General features: G+C 35.8%; 16 protein-coding genes, 1 riboswitch and 1 other annotated feature. Of the genes, 4 read left to right on the top strand and 12 right to left on the bottom strand.

Annotation, left to right across the window (positions count from 1 at the left end):
* Positions 1–201: 201 nt before the first annotated feature.
* The 9 genes from IKV95_RS08635 to IKV95_RS08675 all read right to left on the bottom strand — a co-directional run bounded on the left by IKV95_RS08635 (position 202) and on the right by IKV95_RS08675 (position 7,896).
* Positions 202–1,584, bottom strand: a complete 1,383-nt coding sequence (locus IKV95_RS08635) for a cryptochrome/photolyase family protein (protein WP_069125560.1) — start codon at positions 1,582–1,584, stop codon at positions 202–204.
* Positions 1,585–1,588: 4 nt separating this feature from the next.
* A complete protein-coding gene (locus IKV95_RS08640; protein ID WP_069119510.1) occupies positions 1,589–2,422 on the bottom strand; it encodes a Cof-type HAD-IIB family hydrolase in 834 nt (277 codons plus the stop codon).
* A 186-nt stretch (positions 2,423–2,608) separates the two neighbouring features.
* Positions 2,609–2,968: a 50S ribosomal protein L20 gene (gene rplT / locus IKV95_RS08645; RefSeq protein WP_029091836.1), complete on the bottom strand. Its 360-nt coding sequence runs from the start codon at positions 2,966–2,968 to the stop codon at positions 2,609–2,611.
* A gap of 59 nt (positions 2,969–3,027) precedes the next feature.
* On the bottom strand, positions 3,028–3,228 hold the full coding sequence (gene rpmI, locus IKV95_RS08650; protein WP_029091835.1) for a 50S ribosomal protein L35: 201 nt from the start codon (positions 3,226–3,228) through the stop codon (positions 3,028–3,030).
* 47 nt (positions 3,229–3,275) lie between these two features.
* Positions 3,276–3,860 carry a translation initiation factor IF-3 gene (gene infC, locus IKV95_RS08655; RefSeq protein WP_080712929.1) on the bottom strand — a complete coding sequence of 195 codons (585 nt, stop codon included), beginning with the start codon at positions 3,858–3,860 and terminating at the stop codon, positions 3,276–3,278.
* Positions 3,836–3,956, bottom strand: a sequence feature (ribosomal protein L20 leader region). Its footprint overlaps the gene before it by 25 nt.
* A gap of 57 nt (positions 3,957–4,013) precedes the next feature.
* Positions 4,014–4,841, bottom strand: coding sequence for a polysaccharide deacetylase family protein (locus IKV95_RS08660; protein ID WP_096699334.1), 828 nt, complete (start codon positions 4,839–4,841; stop codon positions 4,014–4,016).
* Between the two features lie 54 nt (positions 4,842–4,895).
* A complete protein-coding gene (locus IKV95_RS08665) occupies positions 4,896–6,260 on the bottom strand; it encodes a TrkH family potassium uptake protein (RefSeq protein ID WP_069119506.1) in 1,365 nt (454 codons plus the stop codon).
* A gap of 8 nt (positions 6,261–6,268) precedes the next feature.
* Positions 6,269–7,018 (bottom strand): TerC family protein, encoded by a 750-nt coding sequence (locus tag IKV95_RS08670; RefSeq protein ID WP_029091832.1) that lies wholly within the window; start codon positions 7,016–7,018, stop codon positions 6,269–6,271.
* Positions 7,019–7,131: 113 nt separating this feature from the next.
* A complete protein-coding gene (locus IKV95_RS08675; protein WP_069119504.1) occupies positions 7,132–7,896 on the bottom strand; it encodes a TerC family protein in 765 nt (254 codons plus the stop codon).
* A 134-nt stretch (positions 7,897–8,030) separates the two neighbouring features.
* Positions 8,031–8,135, bottom strand: a riboswitch (yybP-ykoY riboswitch).
* A gap of 160 nt (positions 8,136–8,295) precedes the next feature.
* Here IKV95_RS08675 and IKV95_RS08680 point away from each other — a divergent pair.
* Positions 8,296–8,496, top strand: coding sequence for a hypothetical protein (locus IKV95_RS08680; RefSeq protein ID WP_029091830.1), 201 nt, complete (start codon positions 8,296–8,298; stop codon positions 8,494–8,496).
* A gap of 38 nt (positions 8,497–8,534) precedes the next feature.
* On the opposite strand, the gene IKV95_RS08685 is transcribed toward IKV95_RS08680, so the two are convergent.
* The 3 genes from IKV95_RS08685 to IKV95_RS08695 all read right to left on the bottom strand — a co-directional run bounded on the left by IKV95_RS08685 (position 8,535) and on the right by IKV95_RS08695 (position 12,526).
* Entirely contained in the window at positions 8,535–9,143 is a 609-nt protein-coding gene (locus tag IKV95_RS08685) for a hypothetical protein (protein WP_069125557.1), read from the bottom strand.
* Between the two features lie 602 nt (positions 9,144–9,745).
* Entirely contained in the window at positions 9,746–11,320 is a 1,575-nt protein-coding gene (locus IKV95_RS08690) for a peptide chain release factor 3 (RefSeq protein ID WP_029091828.1), read from the bottom strand.
* A gap of 159 nt (positions 11,321–11,479) precedes the next feature.
* Positions 11,480–12,526, bottom strand: a complete 1,047-nt coding sequence (locus IKV95_RS08695; RefSeq protein ID WP_029091827.1) for a M42 family metallopeptidase — start codon at positions 12,524–12,526, stop codon at positions 11,480–11,482.
* A 257-nt stretch (positions 12,527–12,783) separates the two neighbouring features.
* On the opposite strand from IKV95_RS08695, the gene IKV95_RS08700 reads away from it, so the two are divergent.
* From IKV95_RS08700 to IKV95_RS08710, 3 genes are read left to right on the top strand one after another with little or no spacing between them, the layout of a single operon-like run.
* Positions 12,784–14,247 carry an MDR family MFS transporter gene (locus IKV95_RS08700; RefSeq protein ID WP_029091826.1) on the top strand — a complete coding sequence of 488 codons (1,464 nt, stop codon included), beginning with the start codon at positions 12,784–12,786 and terminating at the stop codon, positions 14,245–14,247.
* 27 nt (positions 14,248–14,274) lie between these two features.
* On the top strand, positions 14,275–15,000 hold the full coding sequence (locus tag IKV95_RS08705) for an alpha/beta hydrolase (protein WP_287451676.1): 726 nt from the start codon (positions 14,275–14,277) through the stop codon (positions 14,998–15,000).
* A gap of 5 nt (positions 15,001–15,005) precedes the next feature.
* Positions 15,006–15,458 carry a GNAT family N-acetyltransferase gene (locus IKV95_RS08710; protein WP_029091824.1) on the top strand — a complete coding sequence of 151 codons (453 nt, stop codon included), beginning with the start codon at positions 15,006–15,008 and terminating at the stop codon, positions 15,456–15,458.
* Positions 15,459–15,723 lie beyond the last annotated feature (265 nt).

Consider the following 15,723-nt stretch of genomic DNA (forward strand, 5'->3'; position numbering starts at 1 on the left):
CCTTTTTTTATAACCACTTATTACTTTTAAAAATTCCACTTATCCCTTAATAAATAGAATTTATTGTAATAATTATAGCATGTTTTTTCATTTTTTTGATAATTCAGAACTTTTATACCGCTCTACTAAATTTATCCAACTAGAAAAAAAGATAATAACTAACTAGTAGTTATTATCTTTCTGAAAACATTTATATAGGAACTATTTTATTTCATCTAGCTTTTTAAAACGCTCAATGGCTGCTAAACGCGCTTTTGCATGATCTACTATCGGTATTATATAAGAGATATTATATTTATGCGGTTCATGTATATGTTTTGACGCTACATCAACTAATTCGGGAATCCATTCACGTATAAAATCACCTTGTGCATCAAATCGTTCACTTTGCACAGTTGGGTTAAAAATACGGAAGTAAGGCACTGCATCTACACCCGTAGATGCGGCCCATTGCCAACCGCCAATATTGGATGCAGCATCATAATCGATGAGACGTTCAGAAAAATAACGTTCACCTTCACGCCAATCAATTCCTAAATCCTTCACTAAGAAAGATGCAACAATCATGCGTAAGCGATTATGCATCCAACCAGTGCAGTTGAGTTGTTTCATTGCAGCATCAACAATCGGAAAACCGGTTTCTCCAACAGACCATGCTTTAAATCCAGTCGGGTTTTTTTCCCATTCAATCGCGCGATATTTAGGCATGATTTCGTTGTTTTTTTCATCGGGATGATAACAAGCAATCATTTGATAAAAATCACGCCATGCCAACTCTTTAATATAAGTTGCTTGGCCACGCGCTTCTGTCGACTGAGCAGCGTGAAATACCTCAACAATAGATAAAACGCCTACTTTTAAATAAGGCGATAGACGACTTGTTCCTTCAATAGAAGGGATATCTCGTGCTGTATCATAATTTTCTAATCCGTTTTTCAAAAACGTCACCATTTGTTTACGAGCTGCTTCTAATCCGATTGTATCGTCCCAGTAGCTTGGCTTTAATTCAGTTACTAGCTCATTAAAGACCTTTTCTCCCTTTTTAAAACAAGTTAATTGAGCTTTTTCAGCTGTTATAAACTGGATCTTTAACCGATGATAGCCCGGTTTTTCTAGCGTAACCCACTGACGAAAATAAGGTGTAAAAACCTTATATGGTGAACCATCAGGTTTCATTACATCATAAACAGAATGTAGATGTCTATCAAGAAATTGTTGATAAGGTATCGTATTTTTTTCAAGAAGAGCTATCAACTGTTCATCACGTTTCAAACCAAAGCCTGACATTTGCCGATTAAAATAAAAACTGATATCGTTGCCTATCTCAGTAATTAGCTCTTGAAATGCTTCTTCAACGGTCCCTACTATAAAATGTAAAGGGGCTATTTTGCGACACTCCTGTTTAAACCATTCCACCGTTTTAAAAAAATAATCATGACGAGCAGTACCTACAGCAAATTGTTCTGGGTTTAGATGAAACAAAAATAGCAACTCATCCTGAGGTTGTTTTGCAGCTATAGCAGCCGCTAATGCTGGTTGTTGATCAAACCTTAAATCATTTCGAAACAAAACAATATGTTTCATAACTTTAACCTAACAGATGTTGTTTCACGAAGCGTCCAACGCCACCTTCGTTACTATCAACTTCAGAGATAAAAGTAGCGGCTTCTTTCACGACATCTTTAGCGTTACACATCGCTAAGCTTTGCGGAGTTGATTGTAGCATTGAAATGTCATTTTCATTGTCTCCACAAGTTAAAGTTGTTTCTAATTCGAGATAACCGTGTTCAGCCAACCATTCTACTGCCGCGCCTTTAGTACTGTTTCCAACCATAACATCCAATAAGTTTGGTCCTGAAATAACTGTTTCAACATCTAATTTAAGGAATTCAGCACGCACTTTATTTAATAGCTCATTATCTTCAATGATAACAAGCATTTTTAGCATTGCTTCATCCTCGTGTAATGCCCCAAGGATATCAGGAGTAATTGTATAAGGTGTTTTTTCATCCTCTGTTTTTGCTTGTTCATTCATTTTTACATAACGTGTCATTGTTCCGTATAATTCAGGGCTTAATAAACGTTCTGTCGTATAAATGTGATAAGGTACGTCATGTGCTTTGGCAATTGCAACCGTTTGTTCCATGATTGACATTGGTACGGCATTTTTATACAATACTTTCCCTGTTTCCCAGTCACGAATAAGTGCACCATTACATGAAATCACTGGTAATTTGATATTCAGCTGTGACGCATATAAACGTGCACCTAAATCTAACCGTCCAGTTGCCATAATTAAATTGCCGCCCTGTGCTTGCCATTCAGCAAACGCTTCTAGTGTAATAGGATGTAATTCTTTCGTTGATGTTAATGCTGTGCCATCCATATCAGTTACAATTGTTTTAATATGTTTTAAAGTCATGTTTGTAGCCTCCTGATAAATATTTCAGTCCTTAAGACTGTGCTCTTCTATTTTACCATAAAAGTAGCAACGTTCTACCCTTCCAAAAACAAAGAACTCGCTTTTAAAGCTTCCCTATAAAATGCAGGTTATCATTGTGTTTCAAAAAAAAACCACCCACTAATTAAAGTGGATGGTTAAATGTTATTATTTAGCTAATTCAACTTTAGCTGCATCACATAATTGTGTGAATGCTGCAAAGTCATTAACTGCTAATTCAGCTAACATTTTACGGTTCATATCAATACCTGCTAATTTTAAGCCATGTACTAATTTAGAATAAGATAATTCGTTCATACGTGCTGCAGCGTTGATACGTGCAATCCATAAACGACGGAAGTTACGTTTTGTTTGACGACGATCACGGTAAGCATACATGTTTGCTTTCATTACAGCTTGGTTAGCTACGCTGAAAATAATATGTTTTGCTCCATAATAACCTTTTGCTAATTTGATGACCTTTTTGCGACGTGCGCGTGTTACAGTACCGCCTTTAACTCGTGGCATAAGAATTCCCTCCTGATTTTAAAAACAATGATTTTTTGTCGTTTCTTAGACGACTTCGATTATTTGATGTTATCTAATTGTTGACGGATACGTTTCATATCGCCAGCTGATACTAATGCTGATTTACGTAAATGACGTTTAGCTTTAGTTGACTTGTTTGCAAACAAGTGACTTGTTTTAGCGCGTCCACGTTTTAATTTACCTGAAGCAGTTTTTTTGAAACGTTTAGCTGTACCTCGGTGTGTTTTCATTTTTGGCATGATTTTTTCCTCCTTGTATTAACACAGCATGTTTTTTGCTGCTCCGATTAGCTTTCTTTCGGTGCTAAAACTAAGAACATACTGCGTCCGTCCATTTTAGCTTTTGATTCGACTGTTGCAATTTCTGCACATTCGGATGCAAAACGGTTTAGAACTTCTAATCCAATTTCTTTATGTGTAATCGCACGTCCTTTGAAACGGATAGAAGCTTTCACTTTATCGCCTTTTTCTAAGAATTTAATAGCGTTACGCAATTTTGTATTGAAATCATGTTCATCAATTGTTGGACTTAGTCGTACTTCTTTTTGCGTAATAGTCTTTTGATTTTTACGCGCTTCTTTATCTTTCTTTTGTTGTTCGAATCGGAACTTACCGTAATCCATAATACGGGCTACTGGTGGTTTTGCATTCGGAGCAACTAGAACAAGATCAAGATTTGCACGTTCAGCAAGTTCGAGCGCTGCAATTTTTGTTTGCACACCTAACTGCTCACCAGTTTGAGTAATTACACGAAGTTCACGAGCACGAATGTTTTCATTGATCAAAGTAGTGTCTTTGCTAATGATAATCCACCTCCAAATTAAATTGAACCTAGCATGATGTTCAAAAACATGAAAAAACGGGTATTTCATCTCAGAAATACCCGCAAACAGACTTAATTAAATAGTTTGTTAGCCTGAAAACACTAATGTCAACAAGGCGAGAAGCGGAAACTTCTTCTTTCATGTATTATTTAAACTCACAAGATTTATCTTACCATACGATTTAAATTACGTCAACACCTTTTACAATCCATTTTCAATTAAATGCTGATAACTTTCTTGTGATAATCCTGGTACAACTCGAACGCGTTTCAACTTGAAATAACCGTCAGCCTTTGATGCCAGTCCAGGTTCTGTTGTAACTGCCATTTTATAACCAACTTCTTTTGTAGCTGCTAACGTATCTTCATTATAACGTCCCACAGGATAACTTACTAAAATTGAATCATGCTTAAGTCGTTGTTTAATAAATAATTTCGAATCGCTTAATTCTTTCAATTGCAACTCTTTTTTGAGGCTATTTAATTCTTGATGAGTCACTGTATGGCTTTCAATTGTAATGTTATCTTTTATCATATCTTGCATTTGTGCTAGCGTTAAATGATTTTTCTTTCCAGTTGTATCAGTAATCATGAAGATTGTCCCTTGTTGCTTGTTAGCAGCTAGAATTGGCAACGCTTCGGTATAATTATCGGTATAACCATCATCAAACGTTAGTAACACTACTTTTTTAGACGGCAATGAATTTGTCTCAAATGCCTTGTACATCTCTGCTGGCGTCAAAGTATAATAACCCGATTCTTTTAAAAAAGCCATTTGTTGTTTAAATTCAGCAGGTGGCACTCGTAACGAATTTCCAGTTGAAATACTATGGTACATTAAAATCGGTATTTTTACCGGTTCTGTTTGTTTTATCCATTTTACTGTTTCTGCCTTTTTAACTTCTTTTTTAGGTTTTGTCGCCACTTTTTTTATTACTGTGTTTGCTTCTGGTGATGTTGTTTTTTCTTTTATAAAATTGTTATAACATAACGTTCCAATTATAAAAAGTACAACAATACTAATGATCACGATTATTAGTCTCTTTATTGAAATGTTACTCTCCCCCTAATAATAAAATTCATCTTAACCTGAGATAACTTTTTCTTTTGGATAACGGAAACCATACTCATTATCTGTTCGTGCCGCTGTGAATAAAAGAATATACATCATCGAAACACGCCCAACAAACATCAACATGATAATGACTAATTTCCCTATCACTGATAGATCACCTGTCGCCCCTAATGATAAACCAGAGGTCCCAAACGCAGATGCAGTTTCAAAGAGTAACGATAGCAACGGAATATTTGTTTCAGTGAAGGATAAAATTAATACTGAACCAAAACACAATAGGCCGGAGAACATCGTGACGGATAATGCTTTTCTTAAATCTTCTTCTAAAAATTCACGTCCAAAGATATGAACGTGCTTGTGCCCACGAGCCGTTGCAACTATGAAAAGTAAAGTCATAGCGAACGTTGTTGTCCTAATACCTCCACCGGTTGAACTTGGTGAGGAACCAATAAACATAAACACGATTAAAATTAAAATTGTAGTCGTTGAAAACTGATTCAAGTCTAACAAAGTGAAGCCCCCACTTCGTGCTGTGGCGGATGTAAACAAGCTATAAAAAAGGCCTTGATGCCAGGATATACCGGCAAATAATTTACGATATTCTAATAAAATAATAAAAAGTGCACCTGAAAAATAAAGACCAAAATAAGTAAATGTTGTTAATTTTGTGAAAAGAGAAAAACGAAACGGACGTTTCCCTTTCTTACGACCTATTAAGAAACGTTTGATTTCTAATAATACAGGGAAACCAATCCCCCCCATAATCATTAATAACATAACGATAACTTGAATAAAATAATCCCCTGCAAAAGGTTCCATTGAAAGGCCATCCATATCCATTCCTGCACTCGTTGCTGCCGCAACACTCAAGAAAAAGCCATGGAAGAATGCTGATCCAACATCCTTATAATGCGGAATTGTATATAAGCCAATGAGGATTCCACCAATGATTTCAGCAGTCGTAATCATAATGAACACATCACGAATCAAATTCACCATACCGCTCATTGAATACGAGTTCACATCTGTTTGAATTAAACGGCGTTGCTTTAGACCAATACGACGTCTTAACATCAAATAGAATAAAGTACTCATCATCATAATACCCAGCCCACCTATTTGGAAGAAAATCATCATACATATCAATCCAAATGTGCTGTATGTTTCACCTGGGCTTACTGGTGATAGCCCTGTTACACTAACTGAACTAGCTGCAACAAATAATGTATCGATAAAAGAGACATCTTGTCCTGGTTTTTTAGCAATAGGCATCAGCAACACTAAAGTGGCAACTGTCATTGCTACAAAATAAAACGATACGATAGCTTGCACTGGTGTTAAATTTCGTAACCGCAAGCGTAATTGATACAACATGTTTCCTTTCACCCTTTCTTAGGTGTTTGTTTAACCTTTATTAAAGCGCCGATAATTATCACAATCATAACACCCCAGAATGTCACTTGCCAACCCACACTTTCAGGAAAGTTTAAGGGTAACAAAGCGATGTCTTTATGAGCCAGAGTTAATACGGCTAATTTAATACCTACCCAACCCACTAATATAAAAGCTGCTTTTTCTAGTACCGGATAAATCCCAAGCCAACGGACAATCCTAGTCGCTGCAAATCTAATACACAATAGACCCACAAAGCCACCTAAGAACATCACAATGAACTTCCACCCATCCATACCACCTATATTAAAGGTATGCGTATTTGGAAGCGTGATAACCAAAGCTGCCGCTGCAAGAATTGAATCAATTGCAAAAGCAATATCAGATAATTCTACTTTAATAACGGTCCCCCAAAACGAAGGTTCTTTTTCATTGGTGTGAGATACTTTTTTTTGTTTTCTGCTAGGAATAAAATGTTTAATTGCAAGGTATATTAGGTAAACAGCACCTAATGCTTGGACATACCACATATCTACTAGCAATGAAATAACAAATAGCGCACTGAATCGTAGAATCATTGCTCCTAAAAGACCATAAAACAATGCCTTTTTTTGTTTTTCTGGTTTAAGTCCTTTCACCATAACTGCCATAACAACCGCATTATCCGCTGACAAAACAACTTCTAATCCAATCAACACAACTAAAACCCAACCATATTGCAGCAATAAACTTGTATCCATAACAATACCCTCTTCCTTTTTATTTCATCGCTAGAAACGAATAAAACCCAATCAGAACAGGAATTAGCTGTTTCTGATTGAGCAAAATAACAAATACATTTTTACTATTGAGTTTAATGACTGTCTGTCGGTACCTTTGATTTACGTGAACTTAGCACACTTGCAAGGATGATAACAACCATCACACCATAGAAGATACTTTGCCATAATGTACCGTGTGGAAAGTCATGCGCTAAAATCGCAACTTTTTCATGTGCTAATGTCATAACAACTAATTTAACTCCGACCCAGCCGACAAGTACAAAGGCACCTGTTTCAAGCGCTGGATATTTTTTCAAGAGATTAACAACTGCTGTTGCAACAAAACGAATAATAACTAATCCAATAACGCCCCCAAGGAACATTACAATGAATTGTGCTGTATCTATTTCAGCAATTTCACCCCAACCTGATTTAGGTAGAGTAATTGCTAAAGCAACTGCTGCTAACATTGAATCCACTGCAAAAGCGATATCAGCTAGTTCAACCTTGATAACAGTTGCCCAAAAACCGCCTTCTTTTTTCTTTTTAGTTTTTTGTTTGCCAATTTTGTGGGAATACTTTCTATAAATATTTGAAATTGCTATGTAGAGTAAGTAAGCTGCACCTGCTGCTTGTAGTTCCCAATATTTTGCAAGTGTTGCAATTAAGAACAATGCTATGAAACGGAAAACTAATGCCCCTACTAATCCATAAAAAAGTGCTTTCTTTTGTTGCTCTGGTTCTAAATGTTTTACCATTACAGCCATTACAACTGCATTATCCGCTGCTAAAATTCCTTCTAACCCAATTAAAACAATCAATACCCAACCATACTGTAATAACATTGCTGCATCCATACGATCGCCTCCTCATAATTTGCTTAAATTCACATTGACTACTAAGGGAACAAAAAACATCGCTTTTACTTTTAACAACAAAAAAACGAGTCCTTTGCCCACCTTAAATAAATAAGTGGACAAAGGTCTCGCTAGACATAAAAAATATGTTGATAAAACCGATGAATTAAATTCATGTATTGACGACTTTATCTCGTTATCTCTAAAAGATAACGACGCTACTCCCCTTTGACACATAATGTCAAACTGTTATTTAATTGAGTTCATCATACCATAGATTATTTTATCTCGTCAATTATATTTTCGTTTATAGTTGCACATTTTTTGTTAAACAGTGTAGAATAGGTGTACATACAATTGAGCTGTGTCGAATTAAAATATGAATAGAGGTATTTATCAATGGACTATTATTTATTACCAATTATAGCAATTGTTTTAGGTTTCTTATTTTTAATATTAGCCTTCTACTTAGCATTATCCAATGCACGTCGTATAACAAAACTCGGGTTTATTAACTTGATTTTAATTGCTGTTGTTGCAATAGCTTGTGGATTGTTATTAATGTTTGTCTTTACTGGAGACCTTGCTAATTTTGTGTAACTCGCAGATATTGCGGGTTTTTTTTGTTCTCAAATTAACTATTTTATTTTTTCAGTTTGGTGCTCTATTAATTCAGCAGTATTAAATTCAATATAACGCTTTGTTTCCCCCATAATACGTCCGTTATCATATTCTTTAAAAGTCCCCATAATCCTTACTACCTTTTCACTTTCGAAAATTTCAGAAGACGTATAAGCTGAAATTGTGTAGGTATTCTCCCCTTTGACTTCATTAGTTTTTTGATAATTAACCAACGGTCGCTCTTTCACGGATTTCAACATTACTTCCGCCTCTGCCTCACTTTTAGCATTCCCTTTAAAATAAACAAACCAATTATTTTTTCTTAGATATTCATCTGTTTCCTTAAAATGATTACTCACCTTAGCTTTGAAAAATAAATTTGTATAGGTTTGTATTTGTTCCGGTTGATAAACAATACCATCAGACATTAATTGTAATGTGTTAACCTGCACCTGCTGATTAAAAAAAGTATGACTAATATCTTGTTTCTTATTCATGTAGTCAGTTTCTTTCACAATCTGTCCGGCAACAGTCCTTGTTTCTGAATCAATTTTTCCAGCTTGAACAGGTACCACTAACAAACTAAAAAACATCACCATCATAAATAGACATAACTGTCTTTTCACCAATTACTCCCCCAATCGCATTATAAAATCGTCATGCACTCTCTTATTTATTATAGCTTATTTACTGACATAGAAACGAATTTATTTGATTAGAAGAATCCTATAGTGCCACCTGTTATTTACAATTAAACCAATTCCGTTAAAATCACTATCCATTTAATTGATCCATTGTTCTATTCACATCGTTTAATGTTAATTTTCGCAATAAAAAAACACTATCCTGACAAAAAACGTCAAAATAGTGTTTTATCCAACTACAACAGCCAATGCCTCTCTCTATTTCAAAAAAATCAGCAGGCACAAATAGCCTTCTTCATTTTTCTACAATATCGTTGCCCTTGTACGGGCTGTTTTCGTTTTTATTGTTTTCCTGACAAAAAACGTCAAAATAGTGTTTTATCCAATTTATTTGGAGCTAAACGTTTGTTGTTGCTTTCATTCTCTAGCAACAGACAAACAACTCCTACAAAATTTCAAAAACACTATCCTGACAAAGAACGTCAAAATAGTGTTTTATCCAATTTATTTGGAGCTAAACGTTTGTTGTTGCTTTCAATTATTCCAATATCTTCCGTTTTGAACCGAGTGTGAAGATACTTTTATTAAATTAATTCAAATAATTCTACATCAGGGTTTTTATCTGTGAACCAGCGTAACGCAAATTCATTTTCAAACAAGAAGACTGGATTATCATAACGATCACGTACAAGCATGTTACGATTAGATGCCAATTTCTCGTCTGCATCTTCTGGTTTAATCCAACGTGCCATTTTCTTGCCCATTGGTTCCATGATGATTTCAGAATTATACTCATTGTTCATACGGTGCTCAAATACTTCAAATTGTAATTGACCAACTGCACCGAGCATATAATCGCCTGCATGCCAAGATTTATACAATTGAATTGCACCTTCTTGGACTAATTGTTCAACGCCTTTATGGAAATGTTTTTGTTTCATAACGTTTTTCGCTGATACGCGCATAAATAATTCTGGCGTAAATTGTGGCATACTTTCAAAATGTAAGTTTTTATCTCCCATTGTAATCGTATCCCCAATTTGGTAATTACCCGTATCATATAACCCAATGATATCACCTGAAACAGCGTGACTAACTATTTCTTGGCTATCAGCCATAAATTGTGTCGAGTTATTCAATTTGATTGATTTACCCGTTCTTGTTAAATAAACGTTCATTCCTTTTTCAAAAGATCCTGAACAAATACGAACAAATGCAATACGATCACGATGTGCTTTATTCATGTTAGCCTGGATTTTAAAGATAAAGCCTGAAAATTTCTCATCAGTTGGATTTACTAAATTACCTTCTTCAGTTTTACGCGGTTGTGGAGATGGTGCAAAATCAACAAATGTTGACAAGAAGTTTTCAACACCAAAGTTAGCTAAAGCACTACCAAAGAATACAGGCGTTAATTCACCTTTAGCAATGGCTTCTTGATCGAATTCATTACCTGCTTCATCAAGCAAGTTAATTTCTTCCATTGCTTGATCAAAATAGGTTGATTCTTTCACAGCATGATCACCGAGCAATTCATTTTTATCAGTTAAGGGAATAAAACGATCCGCTTCATCCTCATAACGATACTGTTCAATACGATGATTATAACGATCAACGTTACCAACAAGCTCTTTCCCCATACCAATTGGCCAGTTCATCGGATAAGCACCAATTTCAAGTACTTCCTCCAACTCTGAAATTAAATCCATTGGATCGCGTCCTGGGCGGTCCAATTTATTAATAAATGTGAAAATAGGAATACCACGCATACGACAAACTTTAAATAGTTTCATCGTTTGAGGCTCAATCCCTTTAGCCGAGTCAATAACCATTACTGCGCTATCTACCGCCATCAATGTACGATAAGTATCCTCACTAAAATCCTGGTGACCAGGTGTATCTAAAATATTAATACGGTAATGATCAAAATCAAATTGCATCACTGAACTTGTAACAGAAATACCACGTTGTTTCTCTATTTCCATCCAATCCGATGTTGCGAACTTACCTGATTTTTTACCTTTTACAGTTCCTGCTGAACGAATTGCACCACCAAATAAAAGCAGTTGCTCCGTAATTGTTGTTTTCCCCGCATCGGGGTGTGAAATAATCGCAAACGTTTTGCGCGATTCAATTTCTTTTTGAATTGAGTCTACCATTGTTACCCTCCGTTTTTTACTAGAATCTGATGTGATAGTTTAACGCTACATCGGAATTCCTCCGTATCCTATAAATTGACATAAAAATAGTATAGCATATTTCAACACATATCTTTAGTCTTCTTTTATAAAAAGCGAACGTTTTCAGCTCACTTTTTCTCAGTTTTTGGCTAAAGGAGAGAATAAGTATGCACAAACTAGTTCCTCAGTTGCAACAACTGCCTCTTTATGAGTACGTTCATATGCGTGTGACGCTTCAATTCCGGCTCCAATAAGCGCATGCTTTACATCAGCGCCTGCTTTCATGGCAGCACTAGCATCTGAACCATAAAATGGATATATATCAACACAATAAGCAATCTCACTCGCTTGCGCTAACCCTACAAGATGTTGACGTAAGCCATAATGATAAGGGCCACTACTATCTTTAGCACAAATAGACACGTGGTACTCATCGCTTGTTTGTCCATCACCTATTGCTCCCATATCGACAGCAATATACTCGACAACTTCTTCAGGGATACTTGAATTTCCCCCATAACCAATCTCTTCATTATTAGAGATTAAAAAATGTGTCGTATAAGGCAATGTTATTTTCTCTTTAGCTAACAGCATCAAAGCTTCTAACAACACAGCGACACTGACCTTATCGTCAAGATGACGCGATTTGATAAAATCACCCGCTCGCACACTACGTGGATCAAAGCTAATAAAATCACCGACTTCAATACCTAATGAGCGCGTCTCATCTGCTGATACAACTTTTTCATCTAACCGAACTTCCATATTTACAGCATTACGTTCAGCTGATCCTGAATCTTGATAAACATGTACAGTTGTTTGGTGCATCAGAATTGTGCCTGTATATTTACGTCCATCTGCTGTTTCAATCGTGCAATATTCCCCTTCAATCGCATTAAATCTAAAACCGCCAACTAGAGTTAAAGCTAAACGACCATTACTTTTAACTTCTTTAACCATCGCACCTAATGTATCAACATGTGCTGTTAATAAACGGTGTTGTGTATTATCCTCACCTGCGATAGTTACAATACGATTACCTTTATTAGTGTTACGAACCTCTAATCCAACCGCTTCCAATCGATGCGTAATATGTTCCATAATCTTCTCTGTATGACCCGTAGGGCTCGCAATATTTGTTAATTCTAAAATTGTGTTCATTGTAGATTCTGTTGTAATTTTCATTATATGTCACCTGTCCTTTACTCTATTTTAATTAAGAACGATTAACACTTCAACTATATCTGTTCACATTTAGTCACCTTTTTTACCTATCTGAGACATATGTCCTATACTATTTCTTGGAAAAAGGGAATAATATAAATCAGGTAACATTTATATGAAAAATATAAAAAGTATTCTCTCTTATTTATGTTACTATAAGTAGTGGCGCTTTTATACATTAGCACTCACTTTATTTTTTTATGAAAAGGAGAATGATTTTGAAAACAACACACGTTAAATGGGTAACCGTTGCGATATTTGTTTCTACCTTCATGACTGCCATTGAAGGAACGATTGTTTCGACAGCCGTCCCTCGTATCGTCAGCGAATTGAATGGTATTTCAATTATGAACTGGGTATTCTCAATCTACTTACTAACTTCCGCTGTCTGTGTTCCTATTTTCGGGAAACTGGCAGATATCTTTGGCAGAAAACCCATTTTTATTATTGGTACAATCGTCTTTATGATTGGTTCTGCTCTTTGTGGCTTGGCCCAAGATATGACACAATTGATTATCTTCCGTGCAATCCAAGGGATTGGTGCTGGATCAATTATGCCGCTTAGCTTTATTATTATTGCTGATATTTACTCTGTTGAAAAACGCGCAAAAGTTATGGGACTTAATGGAGCAGCCTGGGGTATTGCAGGTATTTTCGGACCTTTATTAGGAGGATTTCTTGTTGATTTCCTTACTTGGCACTGGATTTTCTTTATCAATGTTCCAATCGGTATTATTTTAATAATATTAATGCAAATTTTCTTCCACGAAAAAGTTGAAAAATCAGAACAAACAATTGATTATATTGGAACGTTCTTACTTACTATTGGTTTAGTTGCACTTTTACTTGGATTCCAATTCGCAGGCGATACATTAAGTTGGGTTTCGCCAAATGTATTATTAGCATTTGGTATCGCAGTTCTCTTTTTAGGACTCTTTATTTGGCAAGAAAATCGAACAAAATACCCAATTTTACCATTGCCAATGTTCAAAAACCTTTCATTTACGTTCGCTAATGTAGTTGCCATTTTAGCAAGTGCATTCTTAATTGGTGTCAATGTTTATATGCCAATGTGGGTGCAAGGTATCCTTGGCTTAAGTGCAACAATTGCCGGCTTCACGCTAGCACCAATGTCTATTACTTGGATTATTGGTTCATTTATAGGTGGAAAAATGATTGAAAGTTCTAGTATCCGTCGTGTTATTGGTTTAGGGACATTCTTTATTGGCCTTGCAGGTCTTTGGTTAATGGTTCTTACAAAAGATGCAACCATTTGGATGTTCCTCGGTGCCTCTGCTGTAATGGGACTAGGTTTTGGTATCACGATTACTATGACAACAATCACAGCTCAAAATGTGGTAGCCCCACGAGATATGGGAGCAGCTACTTCTGTTAATACATTGTTCCGTACATTAGGACAAGTTATGGGTATGGCTATCTTTGGTACAATTTTTAACTCGACGACAACACGTCTTCTTGCTGAAAATAAAAGCCCAGGTGTTACACATGATAATTTAACACAACTATTAAACCCTAATCACGCACCAATCGCTGCTGAAGCAGTTGCTCAATTAAAAGATGTACTTTACAGTGGGTTACACACGGTATTTATTTCGATGCTTGTCATTACAATTATTACTTTCTTATTCCATCTTCCAATCAAAACAATGAAGTATAAATAAGACTTAATAGCTGGAGGAACATATACAATGAATGTAAAAACGAATCAACAGGATCACTTACAAAGCTATTTTCTAAATGAGACGATGCCGTTCATTATACATTATCCCCCGAATTATGAACCAACGCGTAAATACCGTTATTTAATTGCACAAGATGCGCAAGATTTTATGCAGTTTGGAAGACTATTTAAAACAATAGATCGAAACATAAATGACAATAAACTCCAAGAGTTTATTGTCATTCTTCTTCCCTACGAATCAGTGAAAATCAGAGCACAACGTTGTCATCCTAATGGTTCAGAATTTTTACTATATCAACGTTTTATTGCTGAAGAATTGGTACCTTATCTTGATTTAAAACTCCCCTCCTTCCAGGATGCGAAAAGTCGCTTTTTAGCCGGTGTATCCTTAGGTGCAACATTAAGTATTGCACTATGCTTGCGTTACCCATCTACTTTTGGTAAAGTATGTTTATTCTCGCCGTTTTTAGACGAAGATATGCTGGAAAAATGTCGTACCCAGACACCTGTAACCTTAGTAGTATCGCACGTTTATGGTACACAGGAGCATCATGTTGATACTACCTTTGGTAATCCGGATTGTGATTTTACCACGCCTAATCAACACTTAGAACAAATTTGGTGTGAGAACCTATATTATTCAAGTTGGACGTTTGAGGGCGGACATACTTGGAAGAACTGGCAGCAGGAACTCTCTGCTAGTTTACAAGTTTTTAATGAAAAGGAGTTTTAAAGACCATGACAGTTATTAAAATCAACCATACGAATGCTGAGGAATTAGCTATCGTAAAAAACATCCGCGCGAAAGTATTTGTTGAGGAACAAAATTTCTCACCTGATGAAGATAATGATGGGAAAGAATCAGAATGTGAACATTTTTTAGCTTATGATGATGAAACAGGTCATCCAGTAGCAACTGGACGTTTATACATTCACGATAACCTTGGCAAAGTGCAACGCATTTGTGTATTAAAAGAAGGCCGTGGTAAAGGCTTTGGCCGTGAAATTATTCTTGCGATTGAAAAATCAGCTAAAGAAGATCAACTAGACGGTTTATACCTTTCAGCTCAAGAACACGCTGTACTATTTTATGAAAAACTAGGATTTGTAGCTACATCCGGTGAACGCTATTTGGACATGGGCGGTATCTGGCACGTTGATATGGAATATAAAATCCCAGTCTATTCGTAAAAATAAAAGCGAAAGCAAACGTTTAGCTCCAAATAAATTGGATAAAACACTATTTTGACGTTTTTTGTCAGGATAGTGTTTTTGAAATTTTGTAGGAGTTGTTTGTCTTTCACTGGAGGTAGATGAAAAATAGTTTGACGCTTTTTTGTCAGGATGGTATTTTTGAAATATCACAATTTTTGGTTTGAAGTACTAGAGAATAAAAGCAAAACCAAACGTTTAGCTCCAAATAAATTGGATAAAACACTATTTTGACTTTTTTTTG

Source organism: Brochothrix sp., from assembly GCF_017549435.1.
In the GTDB taxonomy this organism is placed as follows: domain Bacteria; phylum Bacillota; class Bacilli; order Lactobacillales; family Listeriaceae; genus Brochothrix; species Brochothrix thermosphacta.